At 68.0% G+C, this 19,205-nt stretch carries 16 protein-coding genes; 10 read left to right on the top strand and 6 right to left on the bottom strand.

Translation table 11 applies throughout. From position 1 onward, the window contains the following. Positions 1-43: 43 nt before the first annotated feature. Positions 44-580 (top strand): GNAT family N-acetyltransferase, encoded by a 537-nt coding sequence (locus ABE464_RS08845; RefSeq protein ID WP_346471638.1) that lies wholly within the window; start codon positions 44-46, stop codon positions 578-580. A 23-nt stretch (positions 581-603) separates the two neighbouring features. Here ABE464_RS08845 and ABE464_RS08840 read toward each other — a convergent pair whose 3' ends face one another. Beyond that, positions 604-1,272, bottom strand: a complete 669-nt coding sequence (locus tag ABE464_RS08840; RefSeq protein WP_346471637.1) for a DUF480 domain-containing protein — start codon at positions 1,270-1,272, stop codon at positions 604-606. 111 nt (positions 1,273-1,383) lie between these two features. Here ABE464_RS08840 and ABE464_RS08835 point away from each other — a divergent pair, with 111 nt between their 5' ends. From ABE464_RS08835 to plsB, 4 genes are all read left to right on the top strand, one after another. Continuing rightward, positions 1,384-2,307, top strand: coding sequence for a 5'-nucleotidase, lipoprotein e(P4) family (locus tag ABE464_RS08835; RefSeq protein WP_346471636.1), 924 nt, complete (start codon positions 1,384-1,386; stop codon positions 2,305-2,307). Then, positions 2,304-3,029 (top strand): orotidine-5'-phosphate decarboxylase, encoded by a 726-nt coding sequence (gene pyrF, locus ABE464_RS08830; protein WP_346471635.1) that lies wholly within the window; start codon positions 2,304-2,306, stop codon positions 3,027-3,029. Before ABE464_RS08835 ends, pyrF begins: the two co-directional genes overlap by 4 nt. Before the next feature lie 160 nt (positions 3,030-3,189). Next, positions 3,190-4,158, top strand: a complete 969-nt coding sequence (locus tag ABE464_RS08825; protein WP_346471634.1) for a hypothetical protein — start codon at positions 3,190-3,192, stop codon at positions 4,156-4,158. Continuing rightward, on the top strand, positions 4,158-6,872 hold the full coding sequence (gene plsB / locus ABE464_RS08820) for a glycerol-3-phosphate 1-O-acyltransferase PlsB (RefSeq protein WP_346471633.1): 2,715 nt from the start codon (positions 4,158-4,160) through the stop codon (positions 6,870-6,872). Before ABE464_RS08825 ends, plsB begins: the two co-directional genes overlap by 1 nt. 124 nt (positions 6,873-6,996) lie before the next feature. On the opposite strand, the gene ABE464_RS08815 is transcribed toward plsB, so the two are convergent. Continuing rightward, on the bottom strand, positions 6,997-7,200 hold the full coding sequence (locus tag ABE464_RS08815; protein WP_259260658.1) for a YdcH family protein: 204 nt from the start codon (positions 7,198-7,200) through the stop codon (positions 6,997-6,999). A gap of 96 nt (positions 7,201-7,296) precedes the next feature. Here ABE464_RS08815 and ttcA point away from each other — a divergent pair, with 96 nt between their 5' ends. From ttcA to ABE464_RS08800, 3 genes are read left to right on the top strand one after another with little or no spacing between them, the layout of a single operon-like run. Beyond that, positions 7,297-8,208 (top strand): tRNA 2-thiocytidine(32) synthetase TtcA, encoded by a 912-nt coding sequence (ttcA, locus tag ABE464_RS08810; RefSeq protein WP_346471632.1) that lies wholly within the window; start codon positions 7,297-7,299, stop codon positions 8,206-8,208. A gap of 50 nt (positions 8,209-8,258) precedes the next feature. Continuing rightward, positions 8,259-9,164 (top strand): recombination-associated protein RdgC, encoded by a 906-nt coding sequence (locus ABE464_RS08805; protein WP_019184123.1) that lies wholly within the window; start codon positions 8,259-8,261, stop codon positions 9,162-9,164. Between the two features lie 57 nt (positions 9,165-9,221). Further along, the gene (locus ABE464_RS08800) at positions 9,222-10,010 is read left to right on the top strand and encodes a SprT family zinc-dependent metalloprotease (RefSeq protein ID WP_346471631.1); all 789 of its coding nucleotides are present in this window, start codon (positions 9,222-9,224) and stop codon (positions 10,008-10,010) included. A 62-nt stretch (positions 10,011-10,072) separates the two neighbouring features. Here ABE464_RS08800 and ABE464_RS08795 read toward each other — a convergent pair whose 3' ends face one another. Then, entirely contained in the window at positions 10,073-10,945 is an 873-nt protein-coding gene (locus tag ABE464_RS08795) for a methylglyoxal synthase (protein ID WP_346471630.1), read from the bottom strand. A 173-nt stretch (positions 10,946-11,118) separates the two neighbouring features. On the opposite strand from ABE464_RS08795, the gene ABE464_RS08790 reads away from it, so the two are divergent. Continuing rightward, positions 11,119-11,415 carry a hypothetical protein gene (locus ABE464_RS08790; RefSeq protein ID WP_346471629.1) on the top strand — a complete coding sequence of 99 codons (297 nt, stop codon included), beginning with the start codon at positions 11,119-11,121 and terminating at the stop codon, positions 11,413-11,415. Between the two features lie 25 nt (positions 11,416-11,440). Here the strand turns inward: ABE464_RS08790 and ABE464_RS08785 are convergent, their stop codons facing one another. The 3 genes from ABE464_RS08785 to ABE464_RS08775 form a co-directional block, all read right to left on the bottom strand. Then, positions 11,441-12,886, bottom strand: a complete 1,446-nt coding sequence (locus tag ABE464_RS08785) for an FAD-dependent oxidoreductase (RefSeq protein WP_346471628.1) — start codon at positions 12,884-12,886, stop codon at positions 11,441-11,443. A 90-nt stretch (positions 12,887-12,976) separates the two neighbouring features. After that, complete coding sequence (gltB, locus tag ABE464_RS08780; protein WP_346471627.1) at positions 12,977-17,431, bottom strand: glutamate synthase large subunit; 4,455 nt, start codon at positions 17,429-17,431, stop codon at positions 12,977-12,979. 171 nt (positions 17,432-17,602) lie between these two features. Then, the gene (locus ABE464_RS08775) at positions 17,603-18,004 is read right to left on the bottom strand and encodes an I78 family peptidase inhibitor (RefSeq protein WP_346471626.1); all 402 of its coding nucleotides are present in this window, start codon (positions 18,002-18,004) and stop codon (positions 17,603-17,605) included. A 135-nt stretch (positions 18,005-18,139) separates the two neighbouring features. Between ABE464_RS08775 and ABE464_RS08770 the strand changes: the two genes are divergently transcribed. Further along, positions 18,140-19,204, top strand: a complete 1,065-nt coding sequence (locus ABE464_RS08770; protein WP_346471625.1) for a DNA topoisomerase IB — start codon at positions 18,140-18,142, stop codon at positions 19,202-19,204. Position 19,205: the final 1 nt, after the last annotated feature.

Raw genomic sequence — 19,205 nt, 5'->3', positions numbered from 1 at the left:
GGCGCGTTGCACAATCGGGGCATCGCCCTTCGCAGTGACCCGCATGTCCGCCGTGATCCAGACCGACCGCCTGCACCTGCGCCTGATCGACCCCGACCATGACGCGGCCGACATGCTGGCCCTGCTCAACGAGCCAGGCTTCATCCGCAACATCGCCGACCGCGGCGTACGTACGCTGGCGCAGGCGCGCGACTACACCGCCGAGCGCGTGCTGGGCAGTTACAGCCTCAACGGCTTTGGCATGTACGCCGTCATCCGTCGCGACGATGGTGCATGGCTGGGCAATGCCGGTCTGGTCCGCCGCGCCGGGTTGCCGGCGCCGGATATCGGCTATGCACTGCTGTCGCAGTACGAAGGCCACGGCTATGCGTTCGAGGCCGCGCGCGGGGTGATGCACTACGCACGCGATGTGCTCGGCCATGCCGATCTGTACGGCATCGTCTCGCCGGACAACGTGCGTTCGGCGGCGCTGCTGCGCAAGCTGGGCATGGAGGATCGCGGCGATCTGCTGCTGCCGCCGCCACACGAAGAAGTGGTGCTGCTGTTTGCCACACCCGGTGCGCCTGCCCCCCAACGGTAGAGCCGACCGTTGGTCGGCTGCTCTCAGCCCCCCAACTGTGCGCGCAACGCCGCCAACTGCTCCTGCAGCTCAGCCACCGTGGCCTCCAGCTGCTGCACACGGGACTCCAGTGCCGGATTGGCACCGCCGCCGCCAGCGCTGCTCGGTGCAGACTTGTACTGCTCGGCCAGGGCCTGCACGTCCACCGGGCCACCCAGCAGGTGCATGTAGCGGTCTTCGCGCTGGCCGCTGGCGCGCGGCAGCTGGACCGCCATGCCGCGCTGGATCATGCGCTCCAGGTGGTGGCGCAGTTCGTCCACGTCCTGGAAGCGGACCAGGCGCTCGCTGCGGGTCAGCAGCTCGTTGAGGGTCTGCGGGCCGCGCAGCAGCAACAGGCCCAGGATCGCCAGCTGCTGGCGGGTCAGGTCGAGCGCGGCACCGGCGCGGTGCTCGTAGCGCTCGGCGCGCGAGGAGTACTGCTGGCGCGCCAGGCCCAGGGTCTCCAGCTGGCGCAGCGCGTGGTGCACATCGCCGGCCGACAGGGCCATGACCGGCTCGCGGGCAGTCTTCTGGTTGGCGGCCACCTGGGCGGCGTTGACCGTCAGCGGGTAGGCGTCCGGGGTGGTCGCCTCCTTCTCGATCAGGCAGCCCAACGCGCGGGCCTGGGCCGCGCTGAGCACGGGCAGGGCAGGGGTCTGGGTGTCGTCGGTCATGGGGCGCTCCGGGGTGTTTCAGGGGCGTGCAGCATAGCCGAGCCCTGCCTGTGGCATGAATGCCGCGGGACAAGCCGGTAAACTGGCGCGAATCTGTTGCCGGTGAATGCCATGCGTCGTAGTGCTGTTTCCCTGTCCGTGCTTGCCTGCGCCGTGATGGCGCTGAGTGCCTGCAAGCGCACTGAAACCCCGGCCGATGCCGCTCCGCCGGCCGCCGCTGCCGCTGCCAGCGCGCCGGCCGCCACCGGCGATGCCGCCATGGCCGCCAACGACAACCTCAATGCCGTGCTCTGGATCCAGCGCTCGCAGGAATACCGGGCGATCACCGAGCAGACCTACCGCGCGGCCGCCGATCACCTGGACAAGGCGCTGAAGGAAGCCAACTGGGACGCGCTGGTGCCCGAAGAACGCGGCAATGCCGCCAAGGGCCTGAAGCCGGCCGTGGTGCTGGACGTGGATGAGACCGTGCTGGACAACTCGCCCTACCAGGCGCGCCTGGTGCGCGATGGCAAGGAATACGACGAACTGAGCTGGGACCAGTGGGTGGCCGAGAAGAAGGCCAAGGCGATTCCGGGCGTGGTCGATTTTGCCAAGGCCGCCAATGCCAAGGGCGTGACCCTGCTGTACATCTCCAACCGCGCCGTGCACCTCAAGGAGGCCACCCTGGCCAACCTGCGCGAGCAGGGGCTGCCGGTGGCCGATGACAGCGTGTTCCTCGGCCTGGGCACCGTGGTGGAGGGCTGCGAGCAGGCGGGCAGCGAGAAGAACTGCCGCCGCCGCCTGGCCGGCCAGCAGTACCGCGTGCTGATGCAGTTCGGTGACCAGCTGGGCGACTTCGTGGAAGTCACCGCCAACACCAACGACGGCCGTGATGCTCTGCTGCAGCAGTACCACGACTGGTTCGGCGAACGCTGGTGGATGCTGCCCAACCCGACCTACGGCGGCTTCGAGCCGGCCCAGTTCAACAACGACTACAGCCAGTCGCGCCAGGCCCGTCACGACGCCAAGCGCGCCGCGCTGGATTACGCACCGTGAGCCGCGCCCCGCTGCCGCTGCGTGACGAGGAGCGCCTGATCTTCGCGCTCGACGTGCCGGGCCGCGCTGACGCGCTGGCCTGGGTCGATCGCCTCGGCGATGCCGTGTCCTTCTACAAGATCGGCATGGAACTGCTGGCCTCCGGCGAGTACTTCGAGGTGCTCGACGCACTCGCCGCGCGCGACAAGCGCGTGTTCGTCGATCTCAAGTTCTTCGACATCCCGGCCACCGCGGCGGCGGTGATCAAGCGGCTGTCGCAGTGGCCGGTGAGCTACGCCACCATCCACGGCTGGCACCCGGCGATGATGGAGGCCTGCGCGGCCGCCAACGGCAGCGACATGCGCCTGCTGGCGGTGACGGTGCTGACCTCGATGGGCCGCAGCGACCTGGCCCAGATGGGCATCGACCGCGAGCCGGTCGAGGTGGTGGTCGAACGCGCGCTGGCCGCCCAGGCCGCCGGCATCGACGGCGTGATCGCCTCCGGCCAGGAAGCGGGACCGATCCGCGCCGCCACCGGCGCCGGCTTCTCGATCGTCTGCCCGGGCATCCGCCCTGGTGGCCCGGTCGGCGATGACCAGAAGCGCACCGTGGGCGTGGCCCAGGCCTTTGCCGATGGCGCCGATGCGATCGTGGTCGGCCGTCCGATCCGCCTGGCCAGCGATCCGCAGGCCGCTGCGCGCGCCATCCAGGCCGAGATCGCCCAGGCGCTCGCCGCGCGCTGAGGCGGTGACGGGGCGCCCGTCGCCCCGATGTTTTCGGCTCAACAGGTTTTTCTGTACATTCAAGGGCTTGCGCATATGGCGCAGCGTCGGCAGGGTTGCCGGCTTGCCGCTGTCACTGAACAGGCCGCAAGATGCGGACCGGTCCGGGGAGTCCGAATTCATGTCCATGTCGTTGAAGCCGTGGCAGTACCGGGGGCATGCGTTGGCACTGGCCCTGTGCGGGTTGGTGCTGCTCAGCGCCTGCAAGGGCAAGCAGATCGATCCGGATGCGCCCGCGTCCGAGCCGGTCGCTGCCCTGCAGCAGCTGGCGCAGCGGGTGGCCGACAATGATCTGGTCGGCTACGCCAAGGCGGCGGTGCCGCCGGCCCAGTACGCGCGCCTGCAGGGCGCCTGGAGCCAGGGCCACAGCCGCTGGCCGCTGACCGAGCTGCCCCTGGATGGGCAACTGCTGCCGATGCTGGCCGCGCTGTCGCGGCCGGATGCGCCACAGCGGCTGCAGCGTTCCTTCGATACCCAGATCGCCGGCCAGGCCACCCAGGTCCGTCAGGCGGCGCATTCGATGGGGTTGTTCGGCGAGCAGTACCTGCGCAACCAGAGCGAGTACAGCGACAGCGAGCGCGCCCACTACACCCAGGTGGTGAACGCACTCAGCCGCTGGGCCGCCGCGGCGCCACTGACGGACAAGCAGCGGGCGAAGACGACCATCACCCTGCTTACCGCTACCGCGCGCACGGCGGGGCTGTCCACGGACGCCGAACTGCAGGCCGCGGGCATGGAAGAGAGCCTGCGCCGGCTCGGGCCCTTCATCAAAGCCTTCAAGACGGCCTTGGCCAGTTACGGGCTGTCGCTGGACGGCGCCTTGACCGAGCTGCGCGGCGAGCTGACCTCCGAACTGGGCGACGACGCGGTCGTGCGTATCCAGTACACGCTGGCCGGCGAGCAGATCGAAGCGCAGGTGCGGATGACACGGCGCGACGGTCACTGGTACGTGACCCGCACGCTGGAAGACACCGATGCGCTGCTGCAGGCCGCCGACGCTGCGCAAGCTGAACATGACGCCCGCCAAGCGGCCGAAGCAGAGGCCGCCGCGACCGTCAAGGACGGTGCTTCTGCACCGGCTAAGCCATAATGAAGCCGATGCCGAACCAGAATCCCCTGCCTTTCCCCGGCGAAGAGCCGCCCAAGACGCCGGACGCTACGTCCTCGTCGCCCGATTCCGTGCCGTCCGACGGTGCTGCCGCCCCGGTCCCGCCGGTCGCTGGCGCGCCCGTGGAGGCCGTTGCCGTCGATAGCGAACCGACGCCCGTCGTGCCGTCCGCGATCGTGCCGGGCACGCGCGCGCCCAGCGGCCGCCCGCCGTGGTGGGCGCGCCTGCTTGGCCGCCTGGTCGAGCCGTGGCTGTCGCTGAAGATCGAACCCGAACACCCCGGCCAGTACAACGATGGCCGCCCGGTCGTCTACGTGCTGGAGGACTACGGTCTGTCCAACGCGCTGATCCTGGACAAGGCCTGCCGCGAGGCCGGGCTGCCCTCGCCGTTGGTGCCGATCGCCGGTGATCCGACCGGGCGCAAGCGCGCCTACCTGGCCCTGTCGCGCCGGAGCAGCAGCAACTCGCTGATCCCCGAGCAGCGTGGCGCCAAGACCCACTCGGACTCGCTGGCCAAGGTCCTGCAGGCGCACCGTGCGCGCGGCGAGCTGGACGTGCACCTGGTGCCGGTGTCGATCTTCGTCGGCCGCGCGCCGGACAAGCAGAGCGGCTGGTTCGCGGTGCTGTTCTCGGAAAACTGGGCCCTGGTGGGTCGTTTCCGTCGCCTGCTGGCGGTGCTGCTCAACGGTCGCAGCACCATCGTGCGCTTCGCCCCGCCGATCTCGCTGCGCACCACGGTCGATGAGGGGCTGGACCCCGAGCGCACCGTGCGCAAGCTGCAGCGCGTGCTGCGCACCCATTTCCGCCGCATCCGCGAATCGGTGATCGGGCCGGATCTGTCGACCCGCCGCCTGCTGGTGGACAAGGTGCTCGACGCGGACACGGTGCGCGAAGCGATTGCCTCGCAGGCCAAGCGCGACAACTCCAAGCCGGCCGATGCCTGGAAAAAAGCCCACGCCTACGCGTGGGAAATTGCCGCGGACTACTCCAGTCCCGTGGTGCGCTCGGCCAGCTTCATGCTCAGCCATGTCTGGAACCGCATTTACGCGGGCGTGCTGGTTCACCACCTGGACAAGTTCAAGGCGGCCGCGCCCGGGCACGAAGTGGTCTATGTGCCCAGCCACCGCAGCCACATGGATTACCTGCTGCTGTCCTACCTGCTGTACGACCGTGGCATCGTGCCGCCGCACATCGTGGCCGGCATCAATCTGAACCTGCCGGTGGTCGGCACGCTGCTGCGCAAGGGCGGTGCGTTCTTCATCCGCCGCTCGATCCGCGGCAACGCGCTGTACTCGGCGGTGCTCAGCGAATACGTGGCGCAGCTGGTCGCCGGCGGTTACTCGATCGAGTACTTCGTCGAAGGTGGCCGCTCGCGCACCGGGCGTCTGCTGCAGCCCAAGGGCGGCATGATCTCGATGACGCTGCGCGCGTTCCTGCGCCAGCCGCGCAAGCCGGTACTGTTCCAGCCGGTCTACATCGGCTATGAAAAGCTGATGGAAGGCGGCAGCTACCTGGACGAACTGTCCGGCCGGCCGAAGGAAAAGGAATCGATCTGGTCGCTGCTGTGGTCGATCCCCAAGGTGCTCAAGCAGAACTACGGCCAGGTGGTGGTGAACTTCGGCGAGCCGATCGCGCTCAACGACGTGCTCGCCCAGCGTGCGCCGGAGTGGAACGGCCAGCCGGTCGGCGAAGACGAGAAGCCCTCGTGGCTGTCCGGCACGGTGGATCACCTGGCCGAACGCATCCAGGTGCATATCAACGGCGCGGCCGACGTCAATCCGATCAACCTGCTCGCACTGGCGCTGCTGTCCACGCCCAAGCATGCGATGGGCGAGGCGGACCTGATCGCGCAGATCGAACTGTGCAAGACCCTGCTGGTGGAGATGCCGTACTCGGACCGGGTGACGGTGACCCCGCACTCGCCGGAGCGGATCATCGCCCACGCCGAGGAAATCAACGTCCTCACCCGCATCAAGCACCCGCTGGGCGACGTGCTCAGCGTCAGCGGCGACACCGCCGTGCTGCTGAGCTATTTCCGCAACAACGTCATCCATCTGTTCACGGCCTCGTCGTGGGTGGCCTGCTGCTTCCAGAACAACCGCCGCATGAGCCGCACCGGGCTGGTCCAGCTGGGCCGCACGGTGTATCCGTTCCTGCAGGCCGAGCTGTTCCTGCCGTGGACCGAAGACGAGTTCGCCCAGCGCATCGAGCAGACCATCAACGTGTTCGTGCGCGAAGGGCTGCTGCAGAACATCAACGATGACGACGGCGGCATCCTGGCGCGCAACACCGGGCAGACCGACGAAGTCTTCCGCCTGCGCGCGATCGGCCATTCGCTGCAGCAGGCGTTCGAGCGCTATTACATCGCGATCTCGGTGCTGGTGAAGAACGGCCCGGGTACGCTGGGTGCGGCGGAGCTGGAAAGCCTGTGCCAGCAGGCCGCGCAGCGCCTGAGCCTGCTCTATGCACCGGCCGCGCCGGAGTTCTTCGACCGCACGCTGTTCCGCGGCTTCATCCAGAAGCTGCGCGAACTGCGCCTGGTGTGGCCGGATGAAAACAGCAAGCTGCTGTTCGATGCGCGCCTGGATGCGTGGGCCAAGGATGCGAAATTCATCCTCGGCCGCGAACTGCGCCATACCATCGAGCGCGTCAGCCCGGAAGCGGCGAAGCCGGAAGAGCCAGTCAGCACGGATTGACGACGGCGCGTCGTCAATCCGACGTATCGGGACGAATCCGGACGTATCCGGATCTTATTGCGTTCGCCAGCAATTCGTAGGTACCGACCGTTGGTCGGTACCCGCGCGCAAGCGCGGCACAACGCTAGGCCGGTTCGTCTGGAATCAACATATCTTCCAGCTTGGCGATGCAGTCCTTCAGCTGCAGCTTGCGCCGCTTCAGGCGCTTGGCTTCCAGCTCGTCATCGCCATTGGCGGCCATGCGCAGGATCTGGTCATCCAGCGCACGGTGCTCCTGCCGGAGCGTGGCAAGGCGGGCACTGATATCGGTGGGCGTCATGGTTTCCACAAGCTCCGAGCATACACATCCGGGATGACCGCCGGGAGTGAACGCAGTCACTTCCTGGCACCTGTGAGGGTGCGTCCCAGCCGGTAGAATGAAAGGATGAGCGCTGCCGTCATCCGCCTGCCCGATCCCGTTCCGCGCGCCCGCGATCCGCGCGCGCCCGGCGGTGTGCAGGACCGGCTGGCGCGGCAGCTGCGGCGGCAGGTGGGCCAGGCCATCGCCGATTTCGGCATGATCGAGGCCGGTGACAAAGTGATGGTGTGCCTGTCCGGTGGCAAGGACAGCTACACCCTGCTCGACATCCTGTTGCAGCTGCAGAAAAAAGCGCCGGTACCGTTCGAGCTGGTCGCGGTGAACCTGGACCAGAAGCAGCCGGGCTTTCCCGAGCACGTGCTGCCGACGTACCTGGCCTCGATCGGTGTGCCCTTCCAGATCATCGAGCAGGACACCTATTCGGTGGTCAGCCGGGTGATTCCGGAAGGCCGCACGATGTGTTCGCTGTGCTCGCGCCTGCGCCGTGGCGCGCTGTACCGGCATGCTGCCGAACACGGCTTCACCAAGATTGCGCTGGGCCACCACCGCGATGACAGCGTGGCCACGTTCTTCCTCAATCTGTTCCACCACGCCAAGCTCTCGGCGATGCCGCCCAAACTGCGCAGCGACGACGGCCAGCACATCGTGATCCGCCCGCTGGCGTATGTGAGTGAATCGGACATCAGCGCCTACGCACAGGCGCGTGCCTTCCCGATCATCCCCTGCACCCTGTGTGGCAGCCAGGACACGCTGCAACGCCGCCAGGTGGAGCAGATGCTGCAGCAGTGGGAGCGCGACCAGCCCGGCCGCATCGACCAGATCGCGCGCGCGCTGGGCAACATCCATCCTTCGCAGCTGGCCGATCCGGCGCTGTTTGATTTCATGGCACTGGGGCGCGCCGCAGCGGCCCCGCTGCCCGATCCGCCGGCCTGGGCCGGCACTGCCCACGACCCCGGCGACGCCCCCGGCCCGGCCTGAGCCACGCCGGCGCGCCCGCCCTCCCTTTCACGCTCTTACTCTGGACGTCCATGTTCTTTCGCAACCTGACGCTGTTCCGCTTCCCGACCGCCACCGATTTCTCCGACGTGGACACCCTGCTGCCGCAGGTGCTGCTCAAGCCGGTCGGTCCGCTTGAAATGAATTCGCGCGGCTTCATCTCGCCGTTCGGCCGTGAAGAAAAAGCCGTGTTCTCGCACCGCGTCGGCGATGCGCTGTGGCTGACCGTCGGCGGTGAGGACAAGATCCTGCCGGGCGCGGTGGTCAACGATCTGCTCGCGCGCAAGCTCGAGGAAATCGAAGAGAAGGAAGGCCGCAAGCCCGGTGGCCGCGAGCGCAAGCGCATGAAGGACGATCTGCTGCACGAGCTGATGCCGCGTGCCTTCGTGAAGAGCTCGCGTACCGACGCGCTGATCGACCTGACCCACGGGTACGTGGCCGTGGATTGCTCGAGCAGCAAGAAGGGCGAGAACATGATGTCCGACATCCGTGGCCTGCTCGGCAGCTTCCCGGCGATGCCGCTGAATGCCGAAGTCGCCCCGCGCTCGATCCTGACCGGCTGGATCGCCGGTGAGCCGCTGCCCACCGGGCTGAGCCTGGGCGAAGAGTGCGAGATGAAGGATCCGGCCGAGGGCGGGGCGGTGGTCAAGTGCCAGCACCAGGAACTGCGCTGCGACGAGATCGACAAGCACCTGGACGCCGGCAAGCAGGTGACCAAGCTGGCCCTGGTGTTCGAGGACAACCTGTCCTTCGTGCTGGGCGACGACCTGATCGTGCGCAAGCTGAAGTTCCTGGATGGCGCGCTGGACCAGCTCGAGCATGCCGACGATGACGGCCGCCGTGCCGAACTGGACGCCCGCTTCGCCCTGCAGAGCGGCGAAGTGCGCCGCCTGTTCCTGCTGCTGGAAGAGGCCTTCAAGCTCAGCAAGGCGGACTGACCGGTTCCGATCAGTCCCCAGTCATGCGCCGGTCACGGCCGGCGCTATGCTGTACCCATGTCCGGATTCCTCCGCCGCCTGATTTCGCCGGCTGTCAGCACGCTGCAGCGCGATACGGTACGGCTGCGCCTGGAGGATGCCGAGATCGATGTCCTGCGTGTGCGCGATCCGCGTGCGCGAAGGATCAAGCTCAGTGTCGATGAGCGCGGTGTCCGCCTGACCCTGCCGCCGCGCGCCAGCCTGGTGATGGGCGAGCGATTCCTGGAGCAGCACCGCGGTTGGCTGTCCGAACAGCTGCGCAATTATCAGGCGACCAACCTGCCGCCACCGCTGGTGATCGGCGAGGCGGGCGTGCTGCCGCTACGCGGTGAGCTGCTGCCGCTGCGCTGGGAAACCGGCCGCTACGCGCACATGCACGTGGACGAGCAGGGCGCCTGCCTGCATTGGCCCACGCGTGGCACCGATGCCACGCTGCGCCGTACCCTGCGCGAGTTCTACGAAGCACAGACCCGCGCCGATGTCGGTCAGTGGCTGCCGCGCTATCTGCCGGGCCTGCCGCGCGCACCGGCGCGGCTGCGGCTGAAGGTGATGTCCTCGCAGTGGGGCTCGCTGGCGCCGGACGGCAGCATGGCGCTGGATCTGGCCCTGGTGCTTGGGCGGCCTTCGGCGTTCGAGTACGTGCTGGTGCACGAGCTCTGCCACCTGATCCAGGCCAATCACTCGCCGGCGTTCTGGGCTGAGGTGGAGAAGCGCTTCCCGGCGTGGCACGCCGAGCGGGATTACTTCCAGCTCGAAGGGCGGCGCCTCAAGGCCACGCTGCGGCAGCTGCTGACCCCGACACCGTAACGCTCGCGACCCACCGGTAGTGCCGGCCGCTGGCCGGCAATCGCGCTAGGTGCGGTGTGTCGTCAGTTCCCCGCGCGCAACGCCGCCGCCTGCGCCCAGCGCGCGGCGACACGTGGCGCGGTGATGCACACGGCCTGATCGGTCACGGTGGTGACCGCGCGCTCCAGCAGCTGGATGTCAGCCTCGTGCTGGCGCGCCACGTGCGGGTCCTCGAAGAAGATCGCGCGCTGGCAATGGCCTTCCAGCACGCGGTCGGCAATCTGCGCATCGCCGCCCATCGGGCCGCTCTGGTAGCGCGTCACCCATTCCTCGCCCTGTGGCCAACCGCGGCTCCACGCCAGTTCGTTGAGGCGCTGCCCGGTGGTGCCGGTGCCAACCCGGCTGCGGAAGCGCGACAGCACCGCGAAGTGTTCATCGGCGAAGGCCAGCATCGCCGGCTTCATCGCGTCATGCGCGATCAGGGCCAGTGTGTGTTGCTCGAAGGCGTGCAGATCATCGGCACCCGGGTCCGCGGCCATGCCGGCGTGCAGGCGCTCCACCTCGACCCAGTCGCGCGCGGTGGCGACGGTGGAGATGAAGGGCTTGCCATGGATCACGCACTGGCGCTTGAGCGCGGTCGCTTCGGGGAACACCGAGGAAGGGTCGACCGGGTCCATCAGGTAGATCGCGCCGTCCAGCGTGCGCTCCGGCGTGCCCATGCCGACCACCTCGGCGACCAGCTTCATCAGGCCGCCCTCGCGGCCGTTCGGGTAGCGCCGCAGCGGGGCGAAGTCCTGCAGGAAGCCCAGCCGCTGGATCGCATCGAAGGTGCGCCCGACCGCATGCAGCTCGACGCCCAGTTCGCGCAGCCCGGCGTCGCTGGCGCGCAGCCAGCGGAACAGCGCGGCGTGCTTGTCGTGGTGATGCAGGCGGTTCGCGGCCAGGCCGATGCGCATGGGGGCAGTCCAGAGGATGACCCAGCCAGTGTAAGCCGTTCAGGTTGCAGCTGGGCAAGCCTCAAACAGTGATGGCGATCACGCGGCATCACGCATTTTCGTATTTGTTGCATGGTCTCTGGAGGGGCCATATCCGACAGTGGTGGTCGTCCGTCAATCAGGAAACCCCTGCCATGACCCTCTCCCTTTCTTCCGTTGCCGCCTCATCTCAGCCCGCTGTCGCGGATCAGGGCAGTCGCATCCGCGCGCTGGCCGCCGTGCTGCGTGACGCCCCGCAGGCCGATGCCGAGGTGCTGCTGGCCGGGTTGGCGCGCATGCTCGATGCGCACATTGGCCGCGGCCACGATGACGTGGTCAGCAACCGGCGCATCCGCGATCAGCTCGACAACATCGAGCTGCTGATGGCGCTGGAGATCGAGCGGGCCGGCGTGCGCCACACGCCGGTACCGACGGTATCGCGCGCCGCTTGAGAGGCGCGCTTCGGTAGGCGCCCCGTTACGCCGAGAGCAGCTGCACGATGCTGCCGGCCGCGTCGCGGCCCTCGGCCACGGCCGTCACCACCAGATCCGCACCGCGTACCGCATCGCCACCGGCGAACAGGCGCGGGTGGGCGGTCTGGAACGGCAGGCGGCCACTGCCACCGGCCACGATGCGACCGTTGTTGCCAGCCTCCACACCCTGTCCGGTCAGCCAGGCCGGCGCAGTCGGCGAGAAGCCGAAGGCGATGATCACCACGTCCGCTTCCAGCAGCGACTCGCTCCCCTCGATCGGCACCGCATTGCGGCGGCCCTGGGCATCCGGATCTGACAGGGTCGTCTCGACCACCATCACCCCGATCACTTCGTCATCGGCACCGGCCTCGATCGACAGCGGCTGGCGGTTGAACAGGAAGCGCACGCCTTCCTCGCGGGCATTGGCCACTTCGCGCGCCGAGCCGGGCATGTTGGCCTCGTCACGGCGGTAGGCGCAGGTCACCTTGGCCGCGCCCAGGCGGATCGCGCTGCGCACGCAGTCCATGCCGGTATCGCCGCCGCCCAGCACCACCACGCGCTTGCCTTCCAGGTCGGGCAGGGCGATCTGGTCTTCCCAGCCCGCGATCGGCCGGCCATGCGCGTCGCTGCCACTGACGATGCGGCTGTTCTGCACCAGGAACGGCAGCGCCGGCAGCACGCCCTTGAGGTCCTGGCCGAGCAGGCCGCCGTCGGTATAGCGGTACGCGCCGGTGCCGACGAATACCGCGTCGTACTCGGCCAGCAGGTCATCGATGCTGACATCGCGGCCGATCTCCACGCCGAGGCGGAACTGCACGCCCATGCCTTCGAGCACATTGCGGCGGCGGCTGATGACGGACTTGTCCAGCTTGAAGCTGGGGATGCCGAACTGCAGCAGCCCGCCGATCTGTTCGTAGCGGTCATACACCACGGCCTGGATGCCGGCATGCGCCAGCTTGTCGGCGCAAGACAGCCCGGCCGGGCCCGCGCCGATCACGGCCACGCGCTTGCCGGTGGCTTCCACTGCGCTCATGTCCGGGCGCCAGCCGGTGGCCAGTGCGGTATCGACGATGTATTTCTCCACCGCACCGATGGTGACCGCGCCGAACTCCTCCAGCGTGCAGCTGCCTTCGCACAGCCGGTCCTGCGGGCACACCCGGCCACACACTTCCGGTAGCGGGTTGGTTGAATGGCACAGCGTGGCCGCTTCGTGGATGCGGTTTTCCTGCACCAGCTGCAGCCACTGCGGGATCGCGTTGTGCACCGGGCACTTCCAGCTGCAGTACGGGTTGCCGCAATCCAGGCAGCGCCCGGCCTGGAACTGCGCGTCTTCCTTGCCGAACTTGCCGTACAGCTCGCCCCAGTCACCGGAGGTACGCAGTTCGACCGGGATGCGCTGCGGCATCGTCCGGGGCAGATCGAGGAACTGGAAAGCTTGCTTGCGGCTCATGGCTTGCTCTGTGGTGAGGTTGCCGGCCAGCGGCCGGCACTACAGCGGTGGGAACACGAGGCGCCGGTCGATACCGGCGCTTCTCCGCGCTTACGCAGCGCGGCGCAGTGAGTCGGTCAGCGATTCGATGCTGGCGGCCTTGGGTTTGACCAGCCAGAACTTGCCGACGTAATCGCGGAACTCATCGAGGATCTGTTGCGCCCAGATGCTGCCGGTCAGTTCGCGGTGGCGGCTGATCAGCGTATGCAGGTGCTGACGATGATTCTCGAAGCCTTCGGCCGAGATGCGGTGGATGTCGATCAGTTCGTGGTTGTAGCGATCCACGAAGTCGCGGTCGATATCCAGCACATAAGCCAGGCCGCCGGTGAAGCCGGCGCCGAAGTTGAGCCCGACCTTGCCCAGCACCAGCACGATGCCGTCGGTCATGTATTCGCAGCAGTGGTCGCCAGCCCCTTCGATCACCGCCAGCGCGCCGGAGTTGCGCACACCGAAGCGCTCGCCGGCGCGGCCCGCGGCGAACAGCTCGCCACCGGTGGCGCCGTACAGGCAGGTGTTGCCGATGATCGCGGTGTTGCGCGCCTCGAAGCGCGCGCCGCGCGGCGGGCGCACCACCAGGCGGCCGCCGGCCATGCCCTTGCCGACGTAGTCGTTCGCTTCGCCCTCGACCTCCAGCTGCAGGCCGCCGACGTTGAACGCACCGAAGCTCTGCCCGGCCGTGCCACGGAAGCGCAGGGTCAGCGGCGCATCGGCCATGCCCTGGTTGCCATGCGTGCGCGCGATCTCGCCGGACAGGCGGGTACCGATCGAGCGGTCGGTGTTGTGGATCAGGAAGCGGTGTTCGCCGCCGAGCTTGCCGGCGATCGCTGGAGCCAGCAGGCCGTCCATCTGCGTGGCCAGGCTGTCCGGCGATTCGTACAGACGCTGCGCGGCGCAGTGGCTGCCGGCGTACTCGGCCGGGTTGAGCAGACGCGACAGATCCACCTTGACGCCGGGGCGCGGGGAGACCTCCAGCTGCTGCAGCAGGTCGGTGCGGCCGACGATCTCGTCCAGCGAGCGCACGCCCAGATAGGACAGCCAGCCACGCACTTCCTCGGCCAGCAGGCGGAAGAAGTTCTCCACGCGCTCGGGCAGGCCGGTGAAGTACTGCGCGCGCAGGCGCTCGTCCTGGGTGGCCACGCCGGTGGCGCAGTTGTTGAGGTGGCAGATGCGCAGGTACTTGCAGCCCAGCACGATCATCGGCGCGGTGCCGAAGCCGAAGCTGTCCGCACCCAGCAACGCGGCCTTGATCACATCCAGGCCGGTCTTCAGGCCGCCATCGGTCTGCAGCAGGGTGCGCCCGCGCAGGTCGTTGGCCACCAGTGCCTGGTGCGATTCGGCCACGCCAAGTTCCCACGGCACGCCCGCATAGCGGATCGAGCTGACCGGGCTGGCGCCGGTGCCGCCGTCATGGCCGGACACGGTGATCAGATCGGCGCCGGCCTTCACCACGCCTGCGGCGATGGTGCCGACACCGGCATGGCTGACCAGCTTCACCGAGACCAGTGCGGTCGGGTTGACCTGCTTGAGGTCATAGATCAGCTGGGCCAGATCTTCGATGGAGTAGATGTCGTGGTGCGGTGGCGGCGAGATCAGGCCGATGCCCGGCTTGGCATAGCGCAGCCGCGCGATCAGTTCGTTGACCTTGTGCCCGGGCAGCTGGCCGCCTTCGCCGGGCTTGGCGCCCTGCGCGACCTTGATCTGCAGCACCTCGGCGTTGACCAGGTACTCGGCGGTGACGCCGAAGCGGCCCGAGGCGACCTGCTTGATCTTGCTGCGCTTCTCGGTGCCGTAGCGCACCGGGTCTTCGCCGCCTTCGCCGGAGTTGCTGCGCCCGCCCAGCTTGTTCATCGCGATCGCCAACGCTTCGTGCGCTTCGGGCGACAACGCACCGAGGCTGATCGCCGCGGTATCGAAACGGCGGAACAGGTCTTCGGCCGGGGCGACCTCGTCCAGCGGGGTCGGCGTGGGCGCGGCTTTGAGCTGCAGCAGGTCGCGCAGCGCCGAGACCGGGCGGCCATGCACGGCCTCGCAGTAACGCTGCCAGTCCGCGGCATCGCCACTGCGCGCGGCGCGCTGCAGGGTCATGACCACGTCCGGGTTGTACATGTGGTATTCGCCGCCGTGCACGTACTTGAGCACGCCGCCCACATCCGGGCGCAGCAGGTCGTTCCAGGCGCGCACGGTGAGCTCGCGGGCCTCATCGTCCAGACGGGCGAAGCCAACGCCGGCCACGCGCGAGGCGGTGTCCGGGAAGCACAGGTCGACGACTTCGTCATCCAGCCCGACGATCTCGAACAGCTGCGCGCCGCGGTAACTGGCCACGGTACAGATGCCCATCTTGGAGATGATCTTGGACAGACCCTTGTAGATGCCCTTGCGGTAACGGCGGCCGATCTGCGACTGCTCGCCGCCCTTGCTCAGCTGCAGGATGCCGCGCCGGCCCAGATCGAACAGGGTCTGGTAGGCCAGGTACGGATACACCGCGGTGGCACCGAAGCCGAGCAGGCAGGCCATGTGGTGCGGATCGCGCGCGGTGCCGGTTTCCAGGATCAGGTTGACGTCGCAGCGCAGCCCCGCATTGGACAGGTGGTGATGCACCGCACTGGTGGCCAGCAGCGCATGCACCATCGGCCGGTCGGCGACCGGGTAACGGTCGCTCAGCAGCAGCATGACGATGCCCTCGCGCGCGGCGGCTTCGGCCTCGGCACAGATGCGCTCGATGCCGGCCTTCAGGCCTTCGTCCAGGCTGTAGGACAGATCGATCAGGCGGTTCTTGTCGGCGTACTGCTCCATCTTGATCAGCTGGCGCAGCTTGCGCTGGCTGAGCACCGGCGAGTTGAGGATGACGTGGTTCACCGTCTCCGCACCGGCATGGAAGATGTTGGTCTCCTTGCCGAGCTGGGTGGACAGCGACATGACGCAGTCTTCGCGCAGCGGATCGATTGGCGGGTTGGTGACCTGCGCGAATGCCTGGCGGAAGTAATCGTAGAGCGGGCGGCTGTGCTGGCTCAGCACCGCCATCGGCGTGTCATCGCCCATCGAGCCGGTGGCTTCCTGCTCGGTCTCGGCCAGTGGACGCAGGATCTGCTCCACTTCCTCGGTGCTGAGCTGGAACAGCTTGTGATAGCTGCGCAGGGTGCGCTCGTCGAACGGCTCTTCCACCAGCGACGGATCGATCAGCTCGGTCTGCAGGTAGGTCACGCCCTGCTGCAGCCACTGCTTGTACGGCGCGCGGCCGCGGTTGATGCGGTCGATGGCGTCCGAATCGAGCAGGTCGCCGCGCTTGAGGTCGATGGCCATCATCTCGCCCGGGCCGAGCTTGCCCTTGCGCACCACGCGCTCGGCCGGCACTTCCCACACACCGGCTTCGGAGGCGACCAGGAAGTGGCGGTCGGAGGTCAGCATCCAGCGCGCCGGGCGCAGGCCGTTGCGGTCCAGCGTGCAGGCGGCATAGCGCCCATCGCAGGCCACGATGCCGGCCGGGCCGTCCCACGGCTCGCTGTTGAGGCCGTAGAACTCGTAGAACGCGGCCAGGTCCGGATCCTTGAACTCCAGCGACTGGGTCGCCGGCGGCACCAGGATGCGCAGCGCCTGGATCAGGTCCATGCCGGCGCTGACCATCAGCTCGAGCATGTTGTCCAGGCTCTGCGAATCCGAGCCGTGCATGGAGATCACCGGGTTGAACTCGCCGATGTCGAAGCGCGGGGTCTTCCACACTTTGCTGCGCGCCTGCGCCCAGCGGCGGTTGCCCTCGATGGTGTTGATCTCGCCGTTGTGCGCCAGCATCCGGAACGGATGCGCCAGCGGCCAGCGCGGCAGCGTGTTGGTGGAAAAGCGCTGATGGAACACGATCGCGCTGGAGGCCAGATCGTTGCGCTGCAGATCCACGTAGAAGCGGCTGAGCTTGTCCGGCAGCACCATGCCCTTGTAGCTGATCGCATTCGGGCTGAGCGTGGTGACGTAGTAATCGGCGTGCTCGCGCAGCTGCTGTTCGCTGCGGCGGCGCGCCAGGAACAGGGCCAGGGTGAAGGCGGCCTCGTCCTGCGCGGCGCCGGCATCGACGAACACCTGCTCGATGTGCGGCAGCGTATCGCGCGCGAGCTGGCCGCACACGCTGGAATCGGTGGGCACCACGCGCCAGCCGACCGGCTGGCAGCCGGCGTCGCGCAGCTGCTGTTCCAGCGTTTCGCGGCAAGCCTGTGCGGCGGCGGTGTCATGCGGCAGGAACACCACGCCGGCAGCGAAGCGTGCACCCAAGGTAAGGCCCGCCTCGGCGGCGAGTGCTTTGAGGAATACGTCGGGGCGGCGCAGCAACAGGCCGCAGCCGTCACCGGTGACACCGTCGGCGGCGACGCCGCCGCGGTGGGTCATGCGTGAGAGCGCGGCGATAGCCGTGTCGACCAGCAGCCGTGACGGCTGGTCGTCGAGCTGGGCGACCATGCCGAAACCACAGGCATCTCGCTCATCTTGCGGGTCGTAAAGCCCTTGGCGGTTGCGGGGGGCCATCTCTGCCTCGATGCGATGTCAGGTGAGCGGCGACACTCGTCCCCGCTCAGTCCTTGCAGCGCGGGTCGAAGCACCGGATGACCCGACTAGATCACAGTTGTTGCAACGCCGCAATACACGGTTGCAGGCGCAACCAAACCCCTGTGTTTCCCGTGTTTTTCCGCCCCCTGTTCAGCCGCAGCGGACGCTGGCGACCACGTTCTTGCCGTCCACTTCGATGTTCAGGCGCTCACCCACGAAATCCATCGTGGTCATGTCATTCGGCTTGAGTACGCGCAGGGTGGCAGCGCCGGCATCCTGCTGGGCCTGACTGCCGATCTGCTCGGTGTAGGGCTGGCCGACCAGGCTCTGCACCTGGGTGGCATCACAGTTGCCGACCGGCGGCGCTTCCAGCGCCTTGCCTGCTTCATCGGTGGGCGCGGCGGCGGCTTCGGCCGCCTTCTGTGCGTTGGTGGCGACCGCTTCCTGCTCATCCATGGGCGGCGCGCTGCATGCACCGAGGACCAGCAGGGCGGGGAACAGGGCGATCAGCCCGAAAGAGCGCCGCAGGCGGCGGGACGACAGAGGCGACATCGATACTCCTGAAAAGCGAGCCAGTAAACGATGGAGGATATCGCCAAGCGCGGTGTGAGGTGTTTGTGTTGCGTTATTGACGCGGTGCCGCACCGGCACCGGCGACACTGCGTTCCCCTGATACGCGCCGCTTCCATGAGCCCGAGCCGCACCGCCACCCCCGAAGTCGCCGCCGCCCGCCAGGCCGGCCTGCGCTATGTCAGCGATGAACTGCCGGGCATTGCCCGCCGCAAGGCCGGCAAGGGCTTTGCCTACCGCGATGCCGATGGCGCGGCGGTGCGCGATGCCGCCACTCTAGCCCGCATCCGCGCGCTGGCGATCCCGCCGGCCTACACCGATGTCTGGATCTGCGCGCTGCCCAACGGCCATCTGCAGGCCACTGGGCGTGACGCGCGCGGGCGCAAGCAGTACCGCTACCACGCTGATTGGGCGCGGGTGAGGGGCGATGGCAAATTCGATCGCATCATTGCCTTTGGTACCGCCCTGCCCACGCTGCGTCGGCGCCTGCGCCGCGATCTGAAGCTGCCCGGCTTCCCGCGCGACAAGGTGCTGGCGATCGTGGTGGCGCTGCTGGCACAGACGCTGGTGCGCGTTGGCAATGAAGTCTATGCACGTGACAACCGCTCTTACGGGCTGACCACGCTGCGCAACCGCCACCTCGCGCTGGTCAAGGGCGGCCGGGCGCAGATGCGCTTCCGGGGCAAGTCCGGGCAGGCGCATGAGGTGGATGTGGATGACCGCGAACTGGTCAAGCTGATCCGGGGCTGCCAGCAGCTGCCCGGGCAGGCGCTGTTCCAGTACCGCGATGACGATGGCGCGGTACAACCCGTGGACTCGGGCATGGTCAACGACTATCTACACGATGCGATGGGCGAGGATTTCAGCGCCAAGGACTTCCGCACCTGGGGCGGCACGCTGGAGGCGATCCGTCAGCTTGCCGTGACCGAGCTGCCCGAACCCTCCAGCGAGCGCGCGTTGGCGGCATTGCAGAAACAGGTGGTATGCGAGGTCGCCACGCTGCTGGGCAACACACCGTCGGTGTGCCGCAAGGCCTATATCGATCCGTGCGTATTCGATGGTTGGCGGGCCGGCTCATTGAAGGCCCTTGCCGGTCTGCGCGGCGAGCGCCAGTGGGAACTGGCCACGCTGAAAGTACTCAAAGCCGCGCGGCGCACCGTCCGGCGTGCCCGCGCGGGATGAG

Origin of the sequence: Stenotrophomonas sp. TWI587, assembly GCF_039674145.1 — a bacterium.
GTDB classification, from domain to species: domain Bacteria; phylum Pseudomonadota; class Gammaproteobacteria; order Xanthomonadales; family Xanthomonadaceae; genus Stenotrophomonas; species Stenotrophomonas maltophilia_AY.
The sequence above is the reverse complement of the archived record's forward strand: the minus strand, read 5'-3'. Positions and strand labels throughout refer to the sequence as shown.